The sequence below is a fragment of the Alteromonas sp. C1M14 genome, from assembly GCF_018860965.1.
Classification (GTDB): Bacteria; Pseudomonadota; Gammaproteobacteria; order Enterobacterales; family Alteromonadaceae; genus Alteromonas.
Genome location: NZ_JAHKQF010000009.1, coordinates 22,056 through 40,473 on the forward strand (window position 1 = coordinate 22,056; position 18,418 = coordinate 40,473).

At 45.4% G+C, this 18,418-nt stretch carries 15 protein-coding genes; 1 reads left to right on the plus strand and 14 read right to left on the minus strand.

Annotated features, from left to right (window positions below; all coding sequences use genetic code 11):
• Window positions 1-674: 674 nt before the first annotated feature.
• From KO501_RS07735 to KO501_RS07795, 13 genes are all read right to left on the minus strand, one after another.
• Entirely contained in the window at window positions 675-2,183 is a 1,509-nt protein-coding gene (locus KO501_RS07735; protein WP_216029082.1) for an ATP-binding cassette domain-containing protein, read from the minus strand.
• The gene (locus KO501_RS07740) at window positions 2,177-3,781 is read right to left on the minus strand and encodes an ATP-binding cassette domain-containing protein (protein ID WP_216029083.1); all 1,605 of its coding nucleotides are present in this window, start codon (window positions 3,779-3,781) and stop codon (window positions 2,177-2,179) included. Before KO501_RS07740 ends, KO501_RS07735 begins: the two co-directional genes overlap by 7 nt.
• An 8-nt stretch (window positions 3,782-3,789) precedes the next feature.
• Complete coding sequence (cydX, locus tag KO501_RS07745) at window positions 3,790-3,903, minus strand: cytochrome bd-I oxidase subunit CydX (protein ID WP_216029084.1); 114 nt, start codon at window positions 3,901-3,903, stop codon at window positions 3,790-3,792.
• A gap of 8 nt (window positions 3,904-3,911) precedes the next feature.
• Entirely contained in the window at window positions 3,912-5,048 is a 1,137-nt protein-coding gene (cydB, locus tag KO501_RS07750; RefSeq protein ID WP_216029085.1) for a cytochrome d ubiquinol oxidase subunit II, read from the minus strand.
• Window positions 5,045-6,610: a cytochrome ubiquinol oxidase subunit I gene (locus KO501_RS07755; RefSeq protein ID WP_216029086.1), complete on the minus strand. Its 1,566-nt coding sequence runs from the start codon at window positions 6,608-6,610 to the stop codon at window positions 5,045-5,047. Before KO501_RS07755 ends, cydB begins: the two co-directional genes overlap by 4 nt.
• Before the next feature lie 260 nt (window positions 6,611-6,870).
• Complete coding sequence (locus KO501_RS07760) at window positions 6,871-9,189, minus strand: glycosyltransferase family 61 protein (RefSeq protein ID WP_216029087.1); 2,319 nt, start codon at window positions 9,187-9,189, stop codon at window positions 6,871-6,873.
• Window positions 9,190-9,266: 77 nt separating this feature from the next.
• The gene (locus KO501_RS07765) at window positions 9,267-9,482 is read right to left on the minus strand and encodes a DUF2892 domain-containing protein (RefSeq protein WP_216029088.1); all 216 of its coding nucleotides are present in this window, start codon (window positions 9,480-9,482) and stop codon (window positions 9,267-9,269) included.
• Between the two features lie 3 nt (window positions 9,483-9,485).
• Window positions 9,486-10,787 carry a hypothetical protein gene (locus KO501_RS07770; RefSeq protein WP_216029089.1) on the minus strand — a complete coding sequence of 434 codons (1,302 nt, stop codon included), beginning with the start codon at window positions 10,785-10,787 and terminating at the stop codon, window positions 9,486-9,488.
• Between the two features lies 1 nt (window position 10,788).
• Complete coding sequence (locus tag KO501_RS07775) at window positions 10,789-11,589, minus strand: outer membrane lipoprotein-sorting protein (RefSeq protein ID WP_216029090.1); 801 nt, start codon at window positions 11,587-11,589, stop codon at window positions 10,789-10,791.
• An 11-nt stretch (window positions 11,590-11,600) separates the two neighbouring features.
• Window positions 11,601-14,171 (minus strand): MMPL family transporter, encoded by a 2,571-nt coding sequence (locus KO501_RS07780; protein WP_216029091.1) that lies wholly within the window; start codon window positions 14,169-14,171, stop codon window positions 11,601-11,603.
• Between the two features lie 182 nt (window positions 14,172-14,353).
• A complete protein-coding gene (locus tag KO501_RS07785; RefSeq protein ID WP_216029092.1) occupies window positions 14,354-15,100 on the minus strand; it encodes an RIO1 family regulatory kinase/ATPase in 747 nt (248 codons plus the stop codon).
• Window positions 15,101-15,201: 101 nt separating this feature from the next.
• A complete protein-coding gene (locus KO501_RS07790; RefSeq protein WP_216029093.1) occupies window positions 15,202-15,642 on the minus strand; it encodes a MarR family transcriptional regulator in 441 nt (146 codons plus the stop codon).
• Window positions 15,643-16,186: 544 nt separating this feature from the next.
• The gene (locus KO501_RS07795) at window positions 16,187-16,684 is read right to left on the minus strand and encodes a hypothetical protein (protein WP_216029094.1); all 498 of its coding nucleotides are present in this window, start codon (window positions 16,682-16,684) and stop codon (window positions 16,187-16,189) included.
• Window positions 16,685-17,046: 362 nt separating this feature from the next.
• Here KO501_RS07795 and KO501_RS07800 point away from each other — a divergent pair, with 362 nt between their 5' ends.
• Window positions 17,047-17,835: a siderophore-interacting protein gene (locus tag KO501_RS07800; RefSeq protein ID WP_216029095.1), complete on the plus strand. Its 789-nt coding sequence runs from the start codon at window positions 17,047-17,049 to the stop codon at window positions 17,833-17,835.
• Between the two features lie 20 nt (window positions 17,836-17,855).
• On the opposite strand, the gene KO501_RS07805 is transcribed toward KO501_RS07800, so the two are convergent.
• Complete coding sequence (locus KO501_RS07805) at window positions 17,856-18,317, minus strand: hypothetical protein (protein WP_216029096.1); 462 nt, start codon at window positions 18,315-18,317, stop codon at window positions 17,856-17,858.
• Window positions 18,318-18,418 lie beyond the last annotated feature (101 nt).

Genomic DNA, 18,418 nt, shown 5'->3' on the forward strand with positions numbered 1-18,418 from the left:
GTCAGACGCTTGTCGACGCATGCCTATTTCAGTGATCCTTCACTTTCCAAAAAGTGATGAGTGACTCAACAGACAATTGCACAAGGCATACCCAAAACATTGTTTTAAATAATTTTTATTGAAAGTAAATTATTCTTGGGGAATTAAACACATAGGAAAAAAGCATTAAACACACGAATTTCAGGCTCTTAGAGCTCATAAATAAATCTATTAACAAACAATAAACACATAAATAATATTTATCCAAAAGTGATGAAATTAATTAAATATGTTTATGCCAGAAAAAACGCATAATTATTTTTTATAGGTAAATTAACTTACTTTATGATTAGCAAAAATTTGCACATTTTTAATGCAGGGAGGGAAAATTGAAGGAATACCACAACACGGATGTTATATCATAACATTTATTAAAATGTAAAATATTCATCCTAAAAAAACAGGTTATTGTCGCAATTTAGTGCGCGAAAGTAAGGATTACAAAGGGGTAGAGGAAGGTGCTATGGATCTATTATTAAGGAAGAATGACAATGTTACGAATATACACAATACATAAAAACACCATGTAAAAAATAGGAAAAGATGGTGCAATACTGAATAAATACCCAATCGTTACTGCACCATTATGGTATCAATAAGTTCAATGCCTTATCGTTAGTTTTCGGCAATTGAACTCACATTTTAATCAATACAGGGGATTCTTTGTGTACAACGTCGGGTAAAACATGTGTCGCGACAATCACTAACGAGGTCTTTGACTGCGCAATTAAAGAGTGGGCGACCCCCTCTATGTTGTCCTGATCTAACCCCTCAAAAGGCTCATCAATTAACCATACCGCAGGGTTAGCTAACCAGGTTCTAGCCAATGATAAGCGCCTAGCCTCACCGCCAGATAAGCGCCTTCCCCCTTTACCTAACCAAGCCTCAAGGTCGGTTAAATAACCTAAACCAACAAGGCTCAGTGCCTGTTGCGCGTCGTCATCGGCCAACTGCCGATTATTTGGTGCCAGATTCATTTTTAACGTGGCTTCTAAAATAACAGGCGATTGTTCTACGTAGATCCAATTTTTGCGCCTACCCGCTTTTACCGGTTTACCATCAAAAAACAAACTTCCCCGCGACTGAGTCATGCCAGCGAGGGCCAACAACAAAGATGACTTGCCGCAACCAGAAGGGCCAGACAAGATCACCAAACCCTTGGCCGGCAATTCAGCGTCCATGCCTTTTGTTAAATAGGCCGACTGAAAATCCTTAAGTCCAATGTGATGAGTGGCTTCATCGCCGACCACATCTGGCAACGCCTCGCCTTCATTCAGCTGCACCGCCTCGTTCGCCTTGCGATAACGTCCGAAGTGAGCAGCGGTTGTCAGTGGACGCCCCAGCCAGTCAGTGATGCTTAACAACAGCATAGGTACAATAAGTGATGTAGGTTGGTGAAAGCCTTGGTTGTCATTCAAGATAAACAGCATCAATAAGCCTACGATAGACAAGCCTTGCATACACCACAATGCCCACTGTCCAGCCGACTCTATCCGTTGGTGATCACGCCACACCTTACGTAAATCCGGCGCCGAGGGAAACTTACCCTGGTGTTCTTTTAGCTGCATATGCCAAAGGCTACTGCTACTTAAAAAGTGTTCTGACTGAAAACGAAAGTCGGTTTCTTGCTGAACCTGTTTTTGCGCAATCCTAAGACCATAAAAAACCAACCACCCAGTAAGCAGCATCCAGCTTAACGCCATCATCCACATAACCTGAGTACCCGGTAGCGCAAGACTGCTCACAATAGCAACCGACAACACTATCAGCACCACAGCACTCGCTTGATGAGCTACCCAGCCCACCCATATAGATGAGAGGGTTTCAGTTTGTGTAGCAAGTCGTTCAACGTCGCCGGCACGGGTCGGTAAATATTTGTCTTTGAGGCGAGAAAAAAGCTCACTTCGCAGCCAGGTGGTGCGCCCCAACAAGTCGTGGTGAGCCAACCACATATGCCCATAGCCAGCGCCTATTCGCACTAACGCCAAACCACGTATGATGACAGCGGGCAACATATAATTAAAGTTAGCCGGCACCAGCGCACATGCAGCAATAAACCAACTAGAAAAAATAAGAATGAGTAAACCGGCACTGGTATGAATGATGGCCAATAGCAAGCTTATAAAGGGAATACGCCCTAACATGTAATGCCTCCATCTTTGACCACCCAATGCTGAGTAAACCAGTCTTGTGATAGGGGTTTGTGGGATGCCCAAATGACGGTTGCATCATGACTGGCTTGTTGGATAAGCGCTGAAATTTCGTCATGTTGCTGGGCAGGTAGATGGGCCGTAGGTTCATCGAGCAGCCACACTTGGGGTTGGCGTAACAACACCCGGGCAATGGCAAGCCGTTGCCCTTGTCCGCCAGAAAGGGGCGGATGTTCCCCCATCAGGGTATGGATATCTTGTGGTAACGCCGCCACCCAGTCAGCCAATCCCACCGCATTCAACACCTGATGCAAGTTTTCATCTGTATAGTGGCCGCCTAACGTGAGGTTATCTTTCACGCTACATGGCAGCACCACCGGCGTTTGGGTAAGTAGGGCATAATCTTCTAGCGGGTTTTGTAACCCCGCTCTTTGTCCGCAAAGATACTCCATTAAAACCGTTTTACCCGCCCCCGAGGGCCCACTTAGCAATATCTTATCGCCGCGGGTTAAGGTAATCCCTTTCGTTTGTAAATCAGGGGCGTAGGTCAATGGTCCACTTAAGCTTAAGGTTTGTAACGGACGCCCTTGGCTTGCTGATGATGCTCCCGCCTCACTTAGCAAATCTTGTAAAGCATCCTTAGCGGCTTCGGCTTGGGCCTTTTGATGATAAAACTGCCCGAGCTTTTTCATTTCCGCCAACAATAAAGGCGCGGTCAGTAGCAACCAAAGCCCTTGCTGTAAATTAATGGCCTCCCCTAAATCAAACTCTCCCAATAAGGTAAAGCCGATATAAACGGCAATAAGAGCCACCGCTAAAGTAGAAAAAAAGTCGAGTACCGTTGTCGATAAAAACGCGATGGACACCACTTTCATGGTGCGATCACGAAGCCGACGCCCGGCCTTGTCTAAAAGCTGTTGCTGAGCATCGTGAGCTTGAAACATCGTTAGCAAGGGTAACGCGGATAACCGATCAACAAACAACCGTCCTAGCCTTTCTAATGCAATAAAGTGCTTTCGGTGTAACGATGCGGCACCTTTGCCTACCAGTACCATAAACAATGGCACAATAGGAAGTGTGATCAGTAAGCTAGCGCCCACCACCAAATTGACAATAAAAATCGCTACCAAGGCAATAAGGGGAACCACTACCGCGACCATTTGTTGAACGCGATAATCAAAATGCCAGTTCACCACGGCGGGTATGTGCATTTGCCAGAGGGTTTGCCAATAAAAAGTAGAATGCTGTCGAAGCAACGCATGCTGCTGGTGAAAAAATGTGGCCATCAAACGCTGTTGCAAAACCGCCGATAGCTGCAAACGTTTGTGATGGTTTAAGAATATAGCGAGTCCGGTGGATATCCACACCACCACCAAACCCATCGCCGTAAGCCACAGCATTGTGCGACTCGCACTGTGTCCGTCAATAACCCATTGACTGACAATACCGGCAAAACCCCAGTACGCGGCAATTAAGGCGATGTCTTTTAACACCTGTAGAAAAGTTAATGCCACCAAGATGCCGTTTGAGGCGGCATCAGAGGTGGCGACTGATTGCTGAAACCAGCGCGATAAAGTTTGGGAACGACTCAAGTTATCCCTTATTCTTCGTTATCGGGGCGGTCCAGGTTCTCTGTGGCTTCTAGCCACATGGCGTTAATAATACCAAATGAACAAGCTAACAATACGCCTAGTATCCAAGTGAAATACCACATATAGCCTCCTAGTAAATAGCGTGAGATTTGTTTAAATCAGATTGTTTCACCCGGCCACGCATTACATAAAATCCATACGCGGTATAAGACAATACAATGGGAACAAATATGCAAGCGACAACAAACATTACACGAAGGGTAAATTCGCTGGATGTTGCATCCCACATGGTCAAACTATCATTAGGAACAGTGCTGCTTGGCATTAAAAACGGGAACATAGAAAAGCCCGCAGTTAATATCACGCCTGCTATCATGGCAGAACTGGATACAAATGCCCATCCAGCGCGACCAATTTTAGAGAAAAAGCTGCATGCCATACCACCCGCAATACCCAATGCCGGAGCAATGATCATCCAAGGGTATAGGCTGTAGTTATTTAACCAAGCGCCTGTCTGGGTAATAACGGTTTTTACTGTGGGGTTTGATACGGCAGAAGTATCAACCGTAGAGGAGATAATGTACCCATCGATACCAAACGCCACCCATACACCGGCTAATACAAACAGCACCACGGTTGCGAGTGATAAAACCACCGACGTTGTCCGTGCTCTTGATTCAATAAAACCATCGGTTTTCATTTGCAAGTAAGTAGCACCGTGATTTAGCAGTAACGCCACAGAAACTAAACCGGTAAGGATACCAAAGGGGTTCAACAAGCCGAAAAATGACCCGGTGTAAGTTGAACGCAGTACGTTATCGAATGAATATGGCACGCCTTGTAACAGGTTACCAAACGCAACACCAAAGATAAGTGCAGGTACAAAACCGCCGGCAAATAAGGCCCAATCCCAGTTTGTACGCCATCTATCACTGGGTAATTTACTGCGATAATCAAACCCTAAAGGTCGCATCCATAACGCAGCAAGCGTTAAGAATAGGGCAATATAAAAACCTGAAAAGGCGGTAGCATAGATCATCGGCCAAGCAGCGAATATTGCGCCACCTGCGGTGATAAACCAGACCTGGTTACCGTCCCAGTGTGGCCCAATCGTGTTAATCATTACCCGACGCTCTTCATCAGTACGACCGATAATTGTCAGTAAGGCACCGACCCCTAAATCAAAACCATCTGTTATAGCAAAACCGATGAGTAGGACACCCACAAGTACCCACCAAATAACGCGCAGAACTTCATAATCGATCATGATTTTGCTCCTTGTGTTGATAAGCCAATTACACTGTCATCATCTTCTGGTGGAACTGGGCCTTTTTTGGCGAATTTCTTCATCAGATAGAACGCAATGACAAACATCACCGTGTAAAACAAGGTGTAGCCGACAATGGTAAATAACACGTCTGATACCGACAGGTTAGACACAGACACATGTACCGGTAACACTTCGGCAATAGACCATGGCTGACGACCAAATTCAGCAACAAACCAGCCCGCTTCACACGCAATCCAAGGTAAAGGCATGGCGAACAGAGCGGTCTTCAACAACCAACGAGGCTGAGTAATTTTGTGCTTGGTGCTATACCAAAAAGACGCGGCAAACACCCCTAGCATAATAAAGCCGGCTAATACCATAATGCGGAATGAATAAAACAGTGGTGCAACAGGAGGAATACTGTAATCCACGGCCCGTTTTAGTGCCTCTTCTGAAGGCGCAGTCACATCACTTGTGAACGGTTGCAATAACATGGCATAGCCAAGGTTATCTTTGTTCGCCTCAAACAGCGCTTTTTGCGCTTCAGTTGCGGTGCCATCGCGCACTGCATCCATATTTTTATACGCTTGTATGCCCGATAGAATCCGTACTCGGTGTTGATCTTTTAGATCTTTAATACCGGTAACTTCTTCGTCCACACTACGGGTTGCGATCAAGCCCATTAACCAAGGCACTTGCAGTGCATACTCCATTTTTTCTTCTTCGTCGTTGGGTATACCAAAAATGGTGAACGGCGCAGGCGCTGGATGGGTTTCATATTCAGCTTCAATGGCGGCCAATTTTACTTTTTGAACGTCGCCAATTTCATAACCGCTTTCATCACCTAAAATGATGACTGACAAAATGGATGCCAAACCAAAACTGGCGGCAATAGCAAATGACCGACGGGCAAAGGCGACATGGCGATGTTTAAGCAAGTAGTAACTAGAGATAGCAAGCACAAACATAGCGCCAGTGGTGTAGCCAGCGGAAACTGTATGCACAAATTTCACTTGCGCTACGGGGTTGAACACCACATCAGCAAAGCTGGTCATTTCCATGCGCATAGAGTCGATGTTGAAATCGGCACCTACAGGATATTGCATCCAGCCGTTAGCGATTAAGATCCACAAAGCCGAAAAGTTTGAACCAATGGCGACCAACCAAGTTGCCGCTAAGTGTTTTACTTTAGACATGCGATCCCAACCAAAGAAGAACAAACCGACAAAGGTTGATTCTAGGAAGAACGCCATTAGGCCTTCAATGGCCAGTGGTGCGCCAAAAATGTCACCCACATAGTGGGAATAGTAGGACCAGTTCATACCGAACTGAAATTCCATCGTTAGTCCGGTCGCCACGCCAATGGCAAAGTTTATCCCGAACAACTTACCCCAGAACTTAGTCATCTCTTTATAGATTTCCTTGCCGGTCATCACGTAAACAGATTCCATGATGGCCAGCATAAAACTAAGCCCAAGGGTAAGTGGCACGAAGATAAAGTGATACAACGCAACTAATGCAAATTGCAGGCGCGATAACTCCACTAATGTATCGCTCATAGGAACATCTCCAGTGTAATTGATAAATAGGTTGAGTGCATAAAACGCAGAGCGCGTTTATTGATGGAGCTTCAGCCACTTCGTGCCAGTAGAGTTTAAATAGTAGAATTGGATTATTTTAGCTCTAACAGACAGGCATGAGCTTCCTGCATCTCATTGGCAGAACAATACACCCATTCCTGAGATAGGCATTTGATCCAACGCAAAGAAACTCATTGAGAAAAAGGAACATGAGGTAACAAAATACGTAAGTGAAGGCGTTAAAATTTAGGCGGTGTAGATAAAATGCCAGCAGCAAGTAGTTTACTTACCTGATCGGTAAACCGAGACAGCAAATGTAAATGGCTCGAAAGTCGTTTTGTCTTGTAGGTTTGGTAATAAAGAGAGATGTCTTTACTTGCCTGTTGCTTAAATAGGTCAGTATCTAGAGCCCTGCACTGTGCGTGTGTCTCAAGAAAAGCAGCAAGCGCGTGACTGTCGAGCACCGACAGCGCGCTACCGTAGGCCGGCCTTTTTGCCGAAGGTGCGAAATATAAAGATTGCAGATCATGCACTTCAGAGAAACACACAACCTCATCACAGCGCTTTGCCAGTAAGGGCGTAAACATTTTATCGGCATGTTTACGTCGTTGTAGCACCACAATTTTGCCGGGTATTTCTCCAAGCAACTCCAATACGTGTAACGCCGTTCCTTCTGCGAATATTAGCACCTCAGCACTTTTGTAATAAATAAGCTGCTCTTGTAAGCTCAAATTTTCTGGCTTCATAATAAAAAAGCCCTGCTTTGCAAACATCGCTTCTAACACGGACTCACCGGCAAAGGCTCCTCTGAGCAAAAACCCGGTGCGGCTAATATAGATTTTTTTGGGTTTACTAGGGTCGGCTTTTATTCCTGCGGCTTTTTCCCGTGAAACAAGAAATTGACGGTAAGGCTCAGAGATCCCCGTTCTTGAGCGAAACACACTTTGCTGAGGAGCAATCCATAAATTGGCGGCAACAAAGCTTTTTGTGGGCAACAAAACATCCTTTTTAGCAATGCCGAAGTAAGCCAGTATGGCGTAGAAATGGGGCGGCAATACAGGCGTAGGCAGGCCCCTTTTCCTCGAATAACGCTGTGGAAGGAAAACCACCTTACTAATAGTATCTAAGCGCCGGGCTTCACTTAACGCCGCTAAGCGATGCACGCATTCGGCAAGAAAGTGGCCAAAGTTGTTAAACACGGGGCCACCATAGTAGTAAACCCCGCGTCTGGTTTTTAACGATGCCTGGCTCTTACTGAGGCTAGACATGTCTGTGGCCGATATGGGGCGGTCATCACTCTTATAAATCGGGTGGTGACGATACTGTTGAGCAAAATCCGGTAACGCCTCACCTCGCAACCCACCTTTTACAATAGCCGGGTTCGCGCCCTTTTCTTGAATAAGGATATCAACGTTAGCGCAGCGGATTGCGCCAAAGCCACAAGACGTTTCCTTTGATATGTGTTCCCCTTGGGTTATCCGTTCTTTTAACGACCCAACCAGGTTTCGTCGCCACAAGACCAGCCCACCTGCGAGCCTGGCCAACAGCGATACCTTAAACAGTGAGGGAATAAAATTATTTGTCTTGGGATTTTTGTTCTGCGCTAACACATTGGCTAAGGCCCGATATAATGACGGCCGCTCTTGGTGTAATTGCATAACCAGTTCTGCCACTTTATCTTCACTGTGAGCCTGATCAACAAAGGGCAATAGCGTAAGTTGGGCCTGCGCCTCTGCAATCAGTTTCCATTCTGCCGGTGTAAGCAGCGAACGGAAACGACACATGGCCGCCTCTAATTGCTGCTGACACTGGGTTAAGGCCTCATCATCAATTAAGCGATAACGCGGGCTATGCTGACTGGTCGCTTGTAAATAGGTATCAAGCTCTCGCTGCAACGACGCAATGGGAAACTGATTAAGACAACGCTTTAGTTCGAGTGCCGCAAACGAATAAGACACATTCACTGAGGTTGTAGAGACACTTACATCCTCTTCGATATGTAAGACCTTCAGTAAATCACCGATAATACTGCCTTGATCATCGGGCGATTTATAAGCAAAGCAATGGAATAGATCGGGTAGAAGCTGATTATTTGCAACCAACAGTTTCTCCCACTGCCCAAGATTCAACTTCGTGCGCGGGGTAAAGGGCTTGTGATTACCATGTCGTTTCACCGACTGATTATAAATCGACAGCTGAAACTCGACGGGGTTGCGAATAAAACAAACGATTTCGACCCCAGGTACCTGTTCAATAACATCATCTAAAATACGAAAAAAAGACTCAGAGCTTAACAGGAGTGTGTGATAATTTTTTTCGTTTTCAAATGCATCAAGGGCACGTATTAACTTTTTCGAATCAAGGATTAAGCGCCCTCTTTCATCGGCAGAGCACACCACTCGGGCATTACCAGAGCTAATACCATTTTCGTCAACGGTATGATTGGGGTACAAAATGCCAAACGAAGCCAGTTCGGTGCGATGATGATGAAGAAAATGCTGTATCGCAGAGCTACCGGTTTTAGGTGGCCCTATATGAAAAATGATCCGTTTCGACAATGCTGCTGCTCTGTTCGGCTAAAACGACGGGAATGGTAGCACAAAGCTCGCATTCCGCGAATCCGAATGAACCGTTCTTATGACTTAAGCGCCAGTTCCTTTTCAGTTTTAAAACCGAACACTTTACGTAACACAATGGTGGCAGGGCAAAATCCGGTAAAACTTTGTTGAAACAAATTGGCCCCCACAAACACAGTTAACCAAACAAAGTATTCACTTACATAAACCGTCAGTACAACACTTATCAACACCATCATTCCGGCAAAAGCGGTAAGGGCTCTTTCAGCTGACATACATTACTCCTCAAAAAAATATCTAAACGCTAGATACACATTACTGCCATCTTTAAATTGACTATAAAATGTGTAGGTTTCATCACCATAAAACCCATTCACTCCACCACTAATTTGCCACCGGTCGGTGGGCGAATAAGTGCCACGAAGGCGCAGGTAGCCGTCGTTATCGGAGGGAGAATAAAAATTAAAAAGTTGAAGGGTTAAAGTTTGTTGCAACGCAAGGTAACGCAATTCGGTTGTTAGCACATGGCGGCGCTCTTCATCTTCATATTGTGGCCACAGACTATTGGCAACAAGAGCGGCGTAATCATGATTGAACTCGGTATACCACTGTAGGCTACCGGTTAAATTCGCGATCAGTTCTTGTTCATAACCTATCAACAAACGACTTTGATCGTTGGCAGTAAAAGGATCGTTTCCAAAGGTATCCTCACCATCGTAGAAGGCATATTCTAGCTTTCCAATGCCTGCCCCTATTGGCCTAACCGCGCTAAACCCCGATACCGTCAGTTCACTGTAACGGGGATTGCCCTGTACATCGGCCCCTTGGGGTAACTTGCTATACCCTTTGTATCCGTATAACGCTAACTCTGTGCCTGCCAGTGTTCCGTATAACCGTATAGCGTATTCAGGCTCATCAGGTAAATTACTGTCTAGTACACTAAATTCGTCTGCTATCAGGGTACCGGTTGAAGGGGAAAAGTAAGAAAAGTACTCGCCATTTATGCCATTATCTGGCTCAAACTCAGGTGTTATCACCACATCGAAATTAACCAAGGTGGAATAGCCGCTAAGCTTTACCGACAACGACGGTGCTTTGAGGTAATCATCATCCCGACCGGCAAAGAAAGATTGATAATCCTTCGAGAACAAATCATTAAGAAAAAGATAATCACCGGTACCCCAGGTAAGCACCTGTTGGCCAGCTTTTAGATCAAAGTGGCGACCCATTGTCCCAAGAAAACCCAAGTTTCCCTGCCAATACAATTCTCGTATTTGGCTTTCTAATTGATTTTTCACGCCGTCATAATAGAGATCGCCACGAAAACTCACTTTTGACGATGACAGCAGGTAGTCGCTTTTAAGTTGCACGCGGGCATCTTGTAATGTGGTATTTCGTCCTATCACGTCATCACGTTGCAAGCGTCGCCCTAAGGCCACTTCAGCGAAGCCAGCCCAACTAAAAGGCGATACTTCTTGCTCTTCCCAGTTGTCCATTTCAGCCCATAGGTCATCACTTTGTTGCTCTTGGGCTAACACGCTTCCGGTTAACAATAGAAGGCCAATCAGATACTTAGCCATGCTATTTCAACCACTGCACCGGCGGCGTGCGCAAGCTTCGCTCGCTAAAAACACCCTCGTTAAGCCCTAAGTTGTAAGTCATGTTTCTAAATTCCATTAGGGTGTATCCGCCACTGGTTAAGTCAGTCACTTTGGATCGGGTCACGGTGGGATATCCCTCTATCGTGTCCACACTCACCGCTTCCACTCGCCGATAATTGGTATGGTTTTTATCGTAAAAATTGATAAGTACGGGCAGATTATTTTGTTTGTCAATTTCCACCACATAGTAGGCAAACTCCACTGAGTGCGTATCTTTGGCTTCCGCTTTAAGGATATAGCGGGTCTCAGTTTCTTTTTGCAGTGAAAACGTGTCTTCACTGACAGCGCGACCAGATACATCTTCATAGAAAAAGTGGGAGCCCACAAAGGATGTTCTTTTATCGCCAGCAGAAATACGCTTCACCAAATCCAACGCCGGTAGATACAACCAACGATCATCGTCTTGGTCTAGCTCAACGTGCTTTTCTACGCGAAAGACCGTATCGCGCACATCAGCAGGCCGAGAGAAAAACACCATCATTTTTTGATCACCATTATCTTCAACATCCTTGCGTAAAATGGTGAACTGGCGCATCTGTTTTCGGCCTTGGCCATCAACAATGATCATGCGGGCATCTGAGCGACTATCATCGCCAGCGTAATATGCGGCTTTTTCTGATGCGAGAATAAGCCCGTCAACATCCACCTCCTGTGCCACGCCGGATGCTGACAAAAACGTAAAAACGCTCAGTATTGCAAAACCTACCCCTTGTATAGCCATTTTATCTTCCTCTATTTTGTTTGATTGGGCGGACGAAAAACAAACCGACTCAATAAACTTAGTGCCGATGGCAATACCAACAAGGTCACCAACGCAGACACCGCCATGATACTGGCTAAAAACACCCCTACGGTGATATACGGCACGAGAGGGGCAAACAATAGCGGCGTAAAACCAAATGCAATCACCAAGGCATTGCGGGTGATAGCGGAAGCCGGCTCTTCAAACATAGCGTTAAGGGTGGCAGAGACACTGTTGGTCTGGCGAAACAACGCCCTTGCCCGCTCTAAAAAATGAATGGCAAAATCCACCGACAAGCCTAAAGTTAGTGCCGATAACACCGCAATGGGCATATCGTAATCTTTGCCAACAATGCCGATTAATCCATAAATAAAAGCAATGGTTATGGTTAACGGTAGCATGGCAAGCAGCCCAAATATCAAAGAGCGAAACAGCACCACCATCATCACAAACACCATAACGAATGCCCCTAACAAGCTATCGAGCATGCCGGCAACCATATTCTCTTGCCACACCACATTTAAATACGCTTTACCGGCCCAGTGATAAGCAAGCCCCTCAGGCAGCGGGTGGCGCTCAACATATTCTGCCACCTGCTGGGTAACCGCTGTCATATCTTGATTATCGCCACTGGTGAGTTGTAGCCACAATAAGGTTTGCCGGTAGTCTGGAGTGACAAAATGCCATAAATCCTGGGGGCGATGAGAAGACTGATACTGCAACAATGCTTGCGCTACGCCTTGAGGGCTCTTTGGTAAGACGTAATCCTCGTCTTTGCCGCTGCGCAATTCTCGGTTAACAACTTTTACCACATCAGCCAACGTATTGGCTTTACCCACCAACCCCGTTTGCGTCAAAAACTGCTGCAGATTAGCAATGTAAGCGAGTGCGTCAGGAGACTGAAACCTTTTACTATTTGAAACGGCTTGCTCTACCTTTGTCATCAGCGTATCGAGATAGTCTATGGCCTCATCTGATTGTACTTCGAACATGGCATCATCAATGGCAATGATTAGACTTTCTAGGGCCTCGGTACCGCTTTGCTGGCCAAGCTGTTGCTGTAGCTGTTGTTGCCAGGGAAGTAATGATTTAGGTAGCACAATTTCAGCGGCGGTTTGCGCAAATAGATCAGCGGTGGATGGCACCACACCGGTGTCTTCTATAACCAAATACGCATTGTAGGTTCCGGCGAAGTGTTCATTTAACACTTTGTCGGCCACGCGTATTTCATGGTCGGCTTTAAACCACCGCACGGGATTATCATTAATTTGTATTTGGGTGATGCCCCACACCGACACACCGAATAGGGCGGCAAACACCAACAACCAACCTCGCCGCCATGATAACGCGAGCTTGCCAATCCCTCGAGCAATGGCTCCCACTCGACTACTGTTGCTACCGTTTGGGTGCATGGCCTGCTGCAATTTTTCGAGGGTCGTGTCATTCATTCTCGACACATAGGCCGGTACAAAAATGATTGTCACCAAAAAGGCGAATAAAATACCAAAGCCCACAAACGCCCCGAATATTTGCACCGGAGGAATTGGCGTTAGCATTAGCGAAAAGAAACCGACGGTAGAGGTAATCGACGTAAACAACATTGGGGTGAATAAATGTTTGACCACGGCGCTAATCACATCCCCCGCTTTCTCGTTGGGCTTATAGCGATCGGAAAACTCCGAAAGAATATGGACAGAATCCACCACCGCAATGGGCATAAGAAATATGGCAATCATGGATGACATAATATGCACGGTATAACCTAAGCCAATCATGATGCCCATGGTGACAATAACGGTGGACATGGCCACAATCATAGGCGCAATTATAAGCGGAATATTGCGGAAAAATAGAAATAGTAGCGCAAAGATCATAAGACCGGCGAGTGGGGCAGACACCCCCATTTGGACGAACATTTCCACCCCAAATTGGTCTTCGGCCACAGGCAACCCAGTGATATACCAGTGTTGCGAGGAATCGAGGGCATCAATTTTTGTGCGAATATCTTCTGCTATCCGATAGCTTTCGTTTTTGTCGGCAATAGGTACATAAATCGCGGCGGCTTTACCCGTTTGCGCCACTAAGGTGTCGTACAGCAAAGGTAGCCGAGAAATATTACGTTCAATTTTTAAAGCATCGTCTTCACTTTTAGGTGGCGTGTGCATCATCCATTCAAAGCGAATGGCGCCAGTGTCTTGCTGAGCAATATTATCCACCGTTGACAGCGACATCAAATCGGCGTCGAGCACACCATCCAATTGCAAAATAGCATCGGTTAATTGCGCCAATTGCTGCAGCGTTTGAGGACTATAGATGCCGTTTTTAGCCTCTCCTGCAACCACGCCCACCACAATGGCATCGTGCATGGCAAAGGTCTTTTTCGTTTGATTATGAAAAATGCGTGCGGGATGGTCTGCCGGCAGCATATTTTCGGGGTCGGTATCAACCTGCAAACCAGGAATTAGCGCCCCCGCTCCAAGGGTAATGAGTAAAAGCGTGCCATACACCCATCGAGGATAATGAGTGCTTAACGAAATAAGAAAGGACACCACATTTTTCATGATTCATCGCTCAGCCAGAAACTGACAACCATTATATAATATAAATCTTATATATCAAGACAAAGAAATTTTACACTTTTGAAAAATGGCACAGCGATGGGGTAGCTAAAGGTGATTTTGGGCTAGGTAGATTACCCTAGCAACGGATAAGCCAGCGCCGTAGGCTGACTCACCAGCGGATACTAGAGTTTGTCGATGAGGTTACGAATAATATCAAGACTAAGAAACTGGGCAGCAACGGTTTGTAAACGCAGTTGCAGCCGTGCCACAGGGTAACCTCTAAACACCCAAAATTTGCGTTTTTTATTGTAACCTTCATACAGCTGGGCTTTAGCCGTAGGTATAGCTGTTTGCCCTATCTGTTGCCAAGCTTTGTACGCACCGGTGATGTCCGCACCTCGCATAAAGCGTTGTATTGCTTTGGGAAAGTGTGACAAACGCACAGCCGACTGGTAATCAATAATATGAGGCTTACCTTCTTTAGTACAAAGTACATTACCAAAGTTACGCAAATCAAGATGGCTCAAACCTATGCGGTGCATCGCCCCAATCATGCGTTCCATTTCAGTGAAAAATGTCGCCGGCAGTGTTGCTTCTCGATCCCGAATGGCTTTAAGGGACTCTCCTTCCACATAGGGGTAAGCAAATGCGATATCGCTTAAACGATAGCACTGAACATCAAAATAAGGGCTATTAGATAACATCGATAAAGCCCTGACTTCTCGATTTACAAAGCTTTTTGCTAGAGTACGGCGCACCCACCACGGACAATGACTGAAGTCTTTAATGATAAAATCTGCCTGTGCCCCTTTCACCAAATAGACTCTGGCATTGGCCCAACGCCCAGCATGCAACAATTCGACACTGATGACGTCACACGTTGATTGCATCGCCTTAGATAACCAGGCTTCAGCTTGTTGTTTATTCATCACATTACCTCGTCAGATAAAAACGTCGGCATTGTGAAAGCACAAGGTTGCCTAGGCAACCAAATGGCGAGTACTGGGCCAAAAAGTAAGTTAAATAGCAGTTAGAAGGTTTTCATTGCTGACGATAAAGCGTGATCTAACACGGTTAACTCTGCAGGTTCTACAGGGGCTAAACAGTGGGCAAATACCGCCGTAACACATTTATGTGCTTGGGAAAATTGCAAAGCCCCCTGCTCTGTCAGTGCCACCACAAATGAGCGCCCATCGGTTTGAGGTTTTTTGTATATCAATGATTTACTTTCAAGCCGCTTAAGCATTCTGCTCATTGCCCCTTTATCGTAAGCCAATGATTCGCACAACTGGGCCGGGGTGGCAGTTTTTAATTCTACCAGATTAATCAGCACACCATATTGGGCGGCAGTTAAACCGCACGCATCTAACGAGCTATCTAACTGGGCAACAAGGGCGTTACGTAAGTGGATAACCGAACGACAAATTTTGGTTGTCTGTGTTTCTGAATAACAGGTTGGCTCAGAATCCAAAGCAATACTCCTGATGCATTAGCGAAAAACATTACCGTCACAATAAAGCGTGTATGAAAATATAGACACTTACCGTGTAAATAATTCCCTACTCTTTTCCCATCTTCATCAATTAATTTGCAAAAATCAATTTATTTACTTTATTTTCATAGGTTTATATATTTTTTTAAATGATGGAATGTATTGGCATACTAATCGCTTATTACACTGTAGTCGTCAGCAAGTAGGGTTCACTGTGGTTTAGGCTATTTAGTCCGAAACGAGAGCCTTACAAGCAGAATATTCTGGTCAAATCGAGAATGCTGCCGATAACGTTTTTACGTTAGTGTTGCTATGATCTACAGGCAACCTTAGCGTTGATGGGTGTGGTGATATGAGAAATCATCGACTACATTCATAATGGACACTGATAACGTCGCTGACGTTGAAAGTGAACTGTCCTAACGGACAGTTATCTCCCCTAGGCCATTCAGGCCTAATTTATACCTCTGATTTTCTCCCGCTGAAAGGCGGGAGTTTTTTTATCTAACAGGCAAAGTTAAAGCTACACAGACTTTTTATAGGACACGCTGTAATTCCAATGTTTTGACAGTGGCGTAACTAACTTATTCTCAGACATCTGTTGCTGTTGAGATATTTCAATAAATTCGTCGATGGACTCGGGGTGAGACTGGTCTATGTTGTTTGATTGGGTTTGTAAAGGGTCGTTGAAACGATAACTGATCAACATCCTTGTATCGCCATCTTCATCATACCAAACTGGCATTTTAAGGGTGCAACGGCCTTCCACAGTGCGGTAATTTATGCCATCAATATCCACGGTGTCGGCCAAGGCAAGAATGGCCTTCTCGTTTTGCGAGCCAGTACCAATATGATACACATCCTCATCTTGGGCATTACCGACCCGACAGGCCAATGTAGCTAGCATGGAAAATGTCGAGCGATTTTCCCGAAAGTGGGCGGTTAACTCGTCGGAAGACGGACGGGGAGAGCACCCCGTTAAAGCTGCAATGAGTACCGTCAAAAAGGTGATTCTCGTCACTGATAATCGTCCTGTTGCCATACTGAGCATAAAATTGTGCCAAACCCGATACCAATTTCCAACCCTACAAACATTAAGTCTGCTTTTTCCTACACCCTTTGTATTAAAAGGTATCAGTAAAACCACTTAGATATAAAACCCCATATCGCTAATTAACCACTTGGCAACTACAGTATTATTAACAGTTTCATCACTTCCTATGATTCTGTGAATTCCTAAATGTCTTTGCCGGAACTTAGCTGTTCCGGCTTTTTTTATTCTAAAAAGACGGTCACAACAAACTTCATCATTCTGAAAACTGACATTTAATTAATAACAATTCTCATTTAACATTGCCGCTGTTGTTCATTTTTAGGATGTTTATGAAAAAGAAAGCCCCACCTCGCCCAATTTGCCTATCTGTAGTGGAAAACAACCCCATCACTCCCCATATGCGTCGCATTGTTTTAACCGGAAGTGCATTGGCTACCTATCCTGCTATTTCAACATCGGCCTATATAAAACTTCTTTTTGATCTAGACGGCAACCCGCTAGACACGCCACCTTCATCAAAAGAGGCCGTGCAAATGCGTACTTATACTATTCGGGCTCTAGAGCGCCAAAATAAGCGCCTATCAATTGATATGGCATTACACGGTGAAGGAAGTCAGGAGGGCCCGGCGTCTCACTGGGCTAAACATGCACAACCTGGCAGCTCCATTCTTGTGGGCGGACCAGGCAATGGCAAGCCGCTGGCCAAGCATTATGATTGGGTTTTATTTGCGGGCGATATGACATCCTTGCCTGCAATTGCTTCACACCTAGAAGCATTACCTAGCAACGTACACGGTTATGCGGTGATACAGATCACCAGTGAAGAGGATAAACAGTTGTTGAAGACGCCTGACAATGTGCAGGTAAAGTGGGTGATTGGTCATGGCTCACAACTTGTCGAAAACGTTGCGCAACTACCATGGTTAACGGGTATACCGGCTATTTGGGCAGCTTGCGAATTTTCTTCAATGCGGGGGTTAAGAACCTTATTTCGTGACCAGCGACAAGTGCCCCATTCACAACTTTATATCAGCAGTTACTGGCGGGAAGGACGTTCGGAAGATCAACACAAGGTAGATAAGCGCAAAGATGCCGAAGCCTTTGCCACCGCTAAATAAACCTTACTTCACTTCGCCCTTTACACATCTGCGTGTAACGCGGCATGGGGCAAGCGTTGTTTAAAAGTTAGCTCCGTATCGCTATCCATGTGATAGCCTTTTTGGGTAAGCCATGTTGACGCTTCTTCATAATAGCGAAAAAATGCATACTCAAACTCAAAATGGGTATAGAGCTTCTCCAGTTGCATACGGGATGCAACACCAACAAAAGATTCACCCGTCACGATAGCCACATCTTTTAATCCGTGTTCCGTAGCCCAACGAACTTTCTCGGATAACGTGCGCTCGGCTTCTGGGATCAATAAACTTTCACCACGTAACACAATGATATCGGCCCAACTCTCATCTTTTAGAGATCCCAGCTCATTAGCATAGTGCTTGGCAAATTGCTCGACACATTCAGTGTTCCAAGGTCCAAAGGCTTGGGTCAACATAACATTGCCAGAGCGAGTAATAGTAAATTCTCCGTGTGCCTCATTCATAACTAATAACAATATATTGCCGTAGACATTAATAAGTATAGTTGATGATTGCTAACTCGGGTAAATAGCGTGGAATTATCTGGGGGTGACGTTAAGCGAGA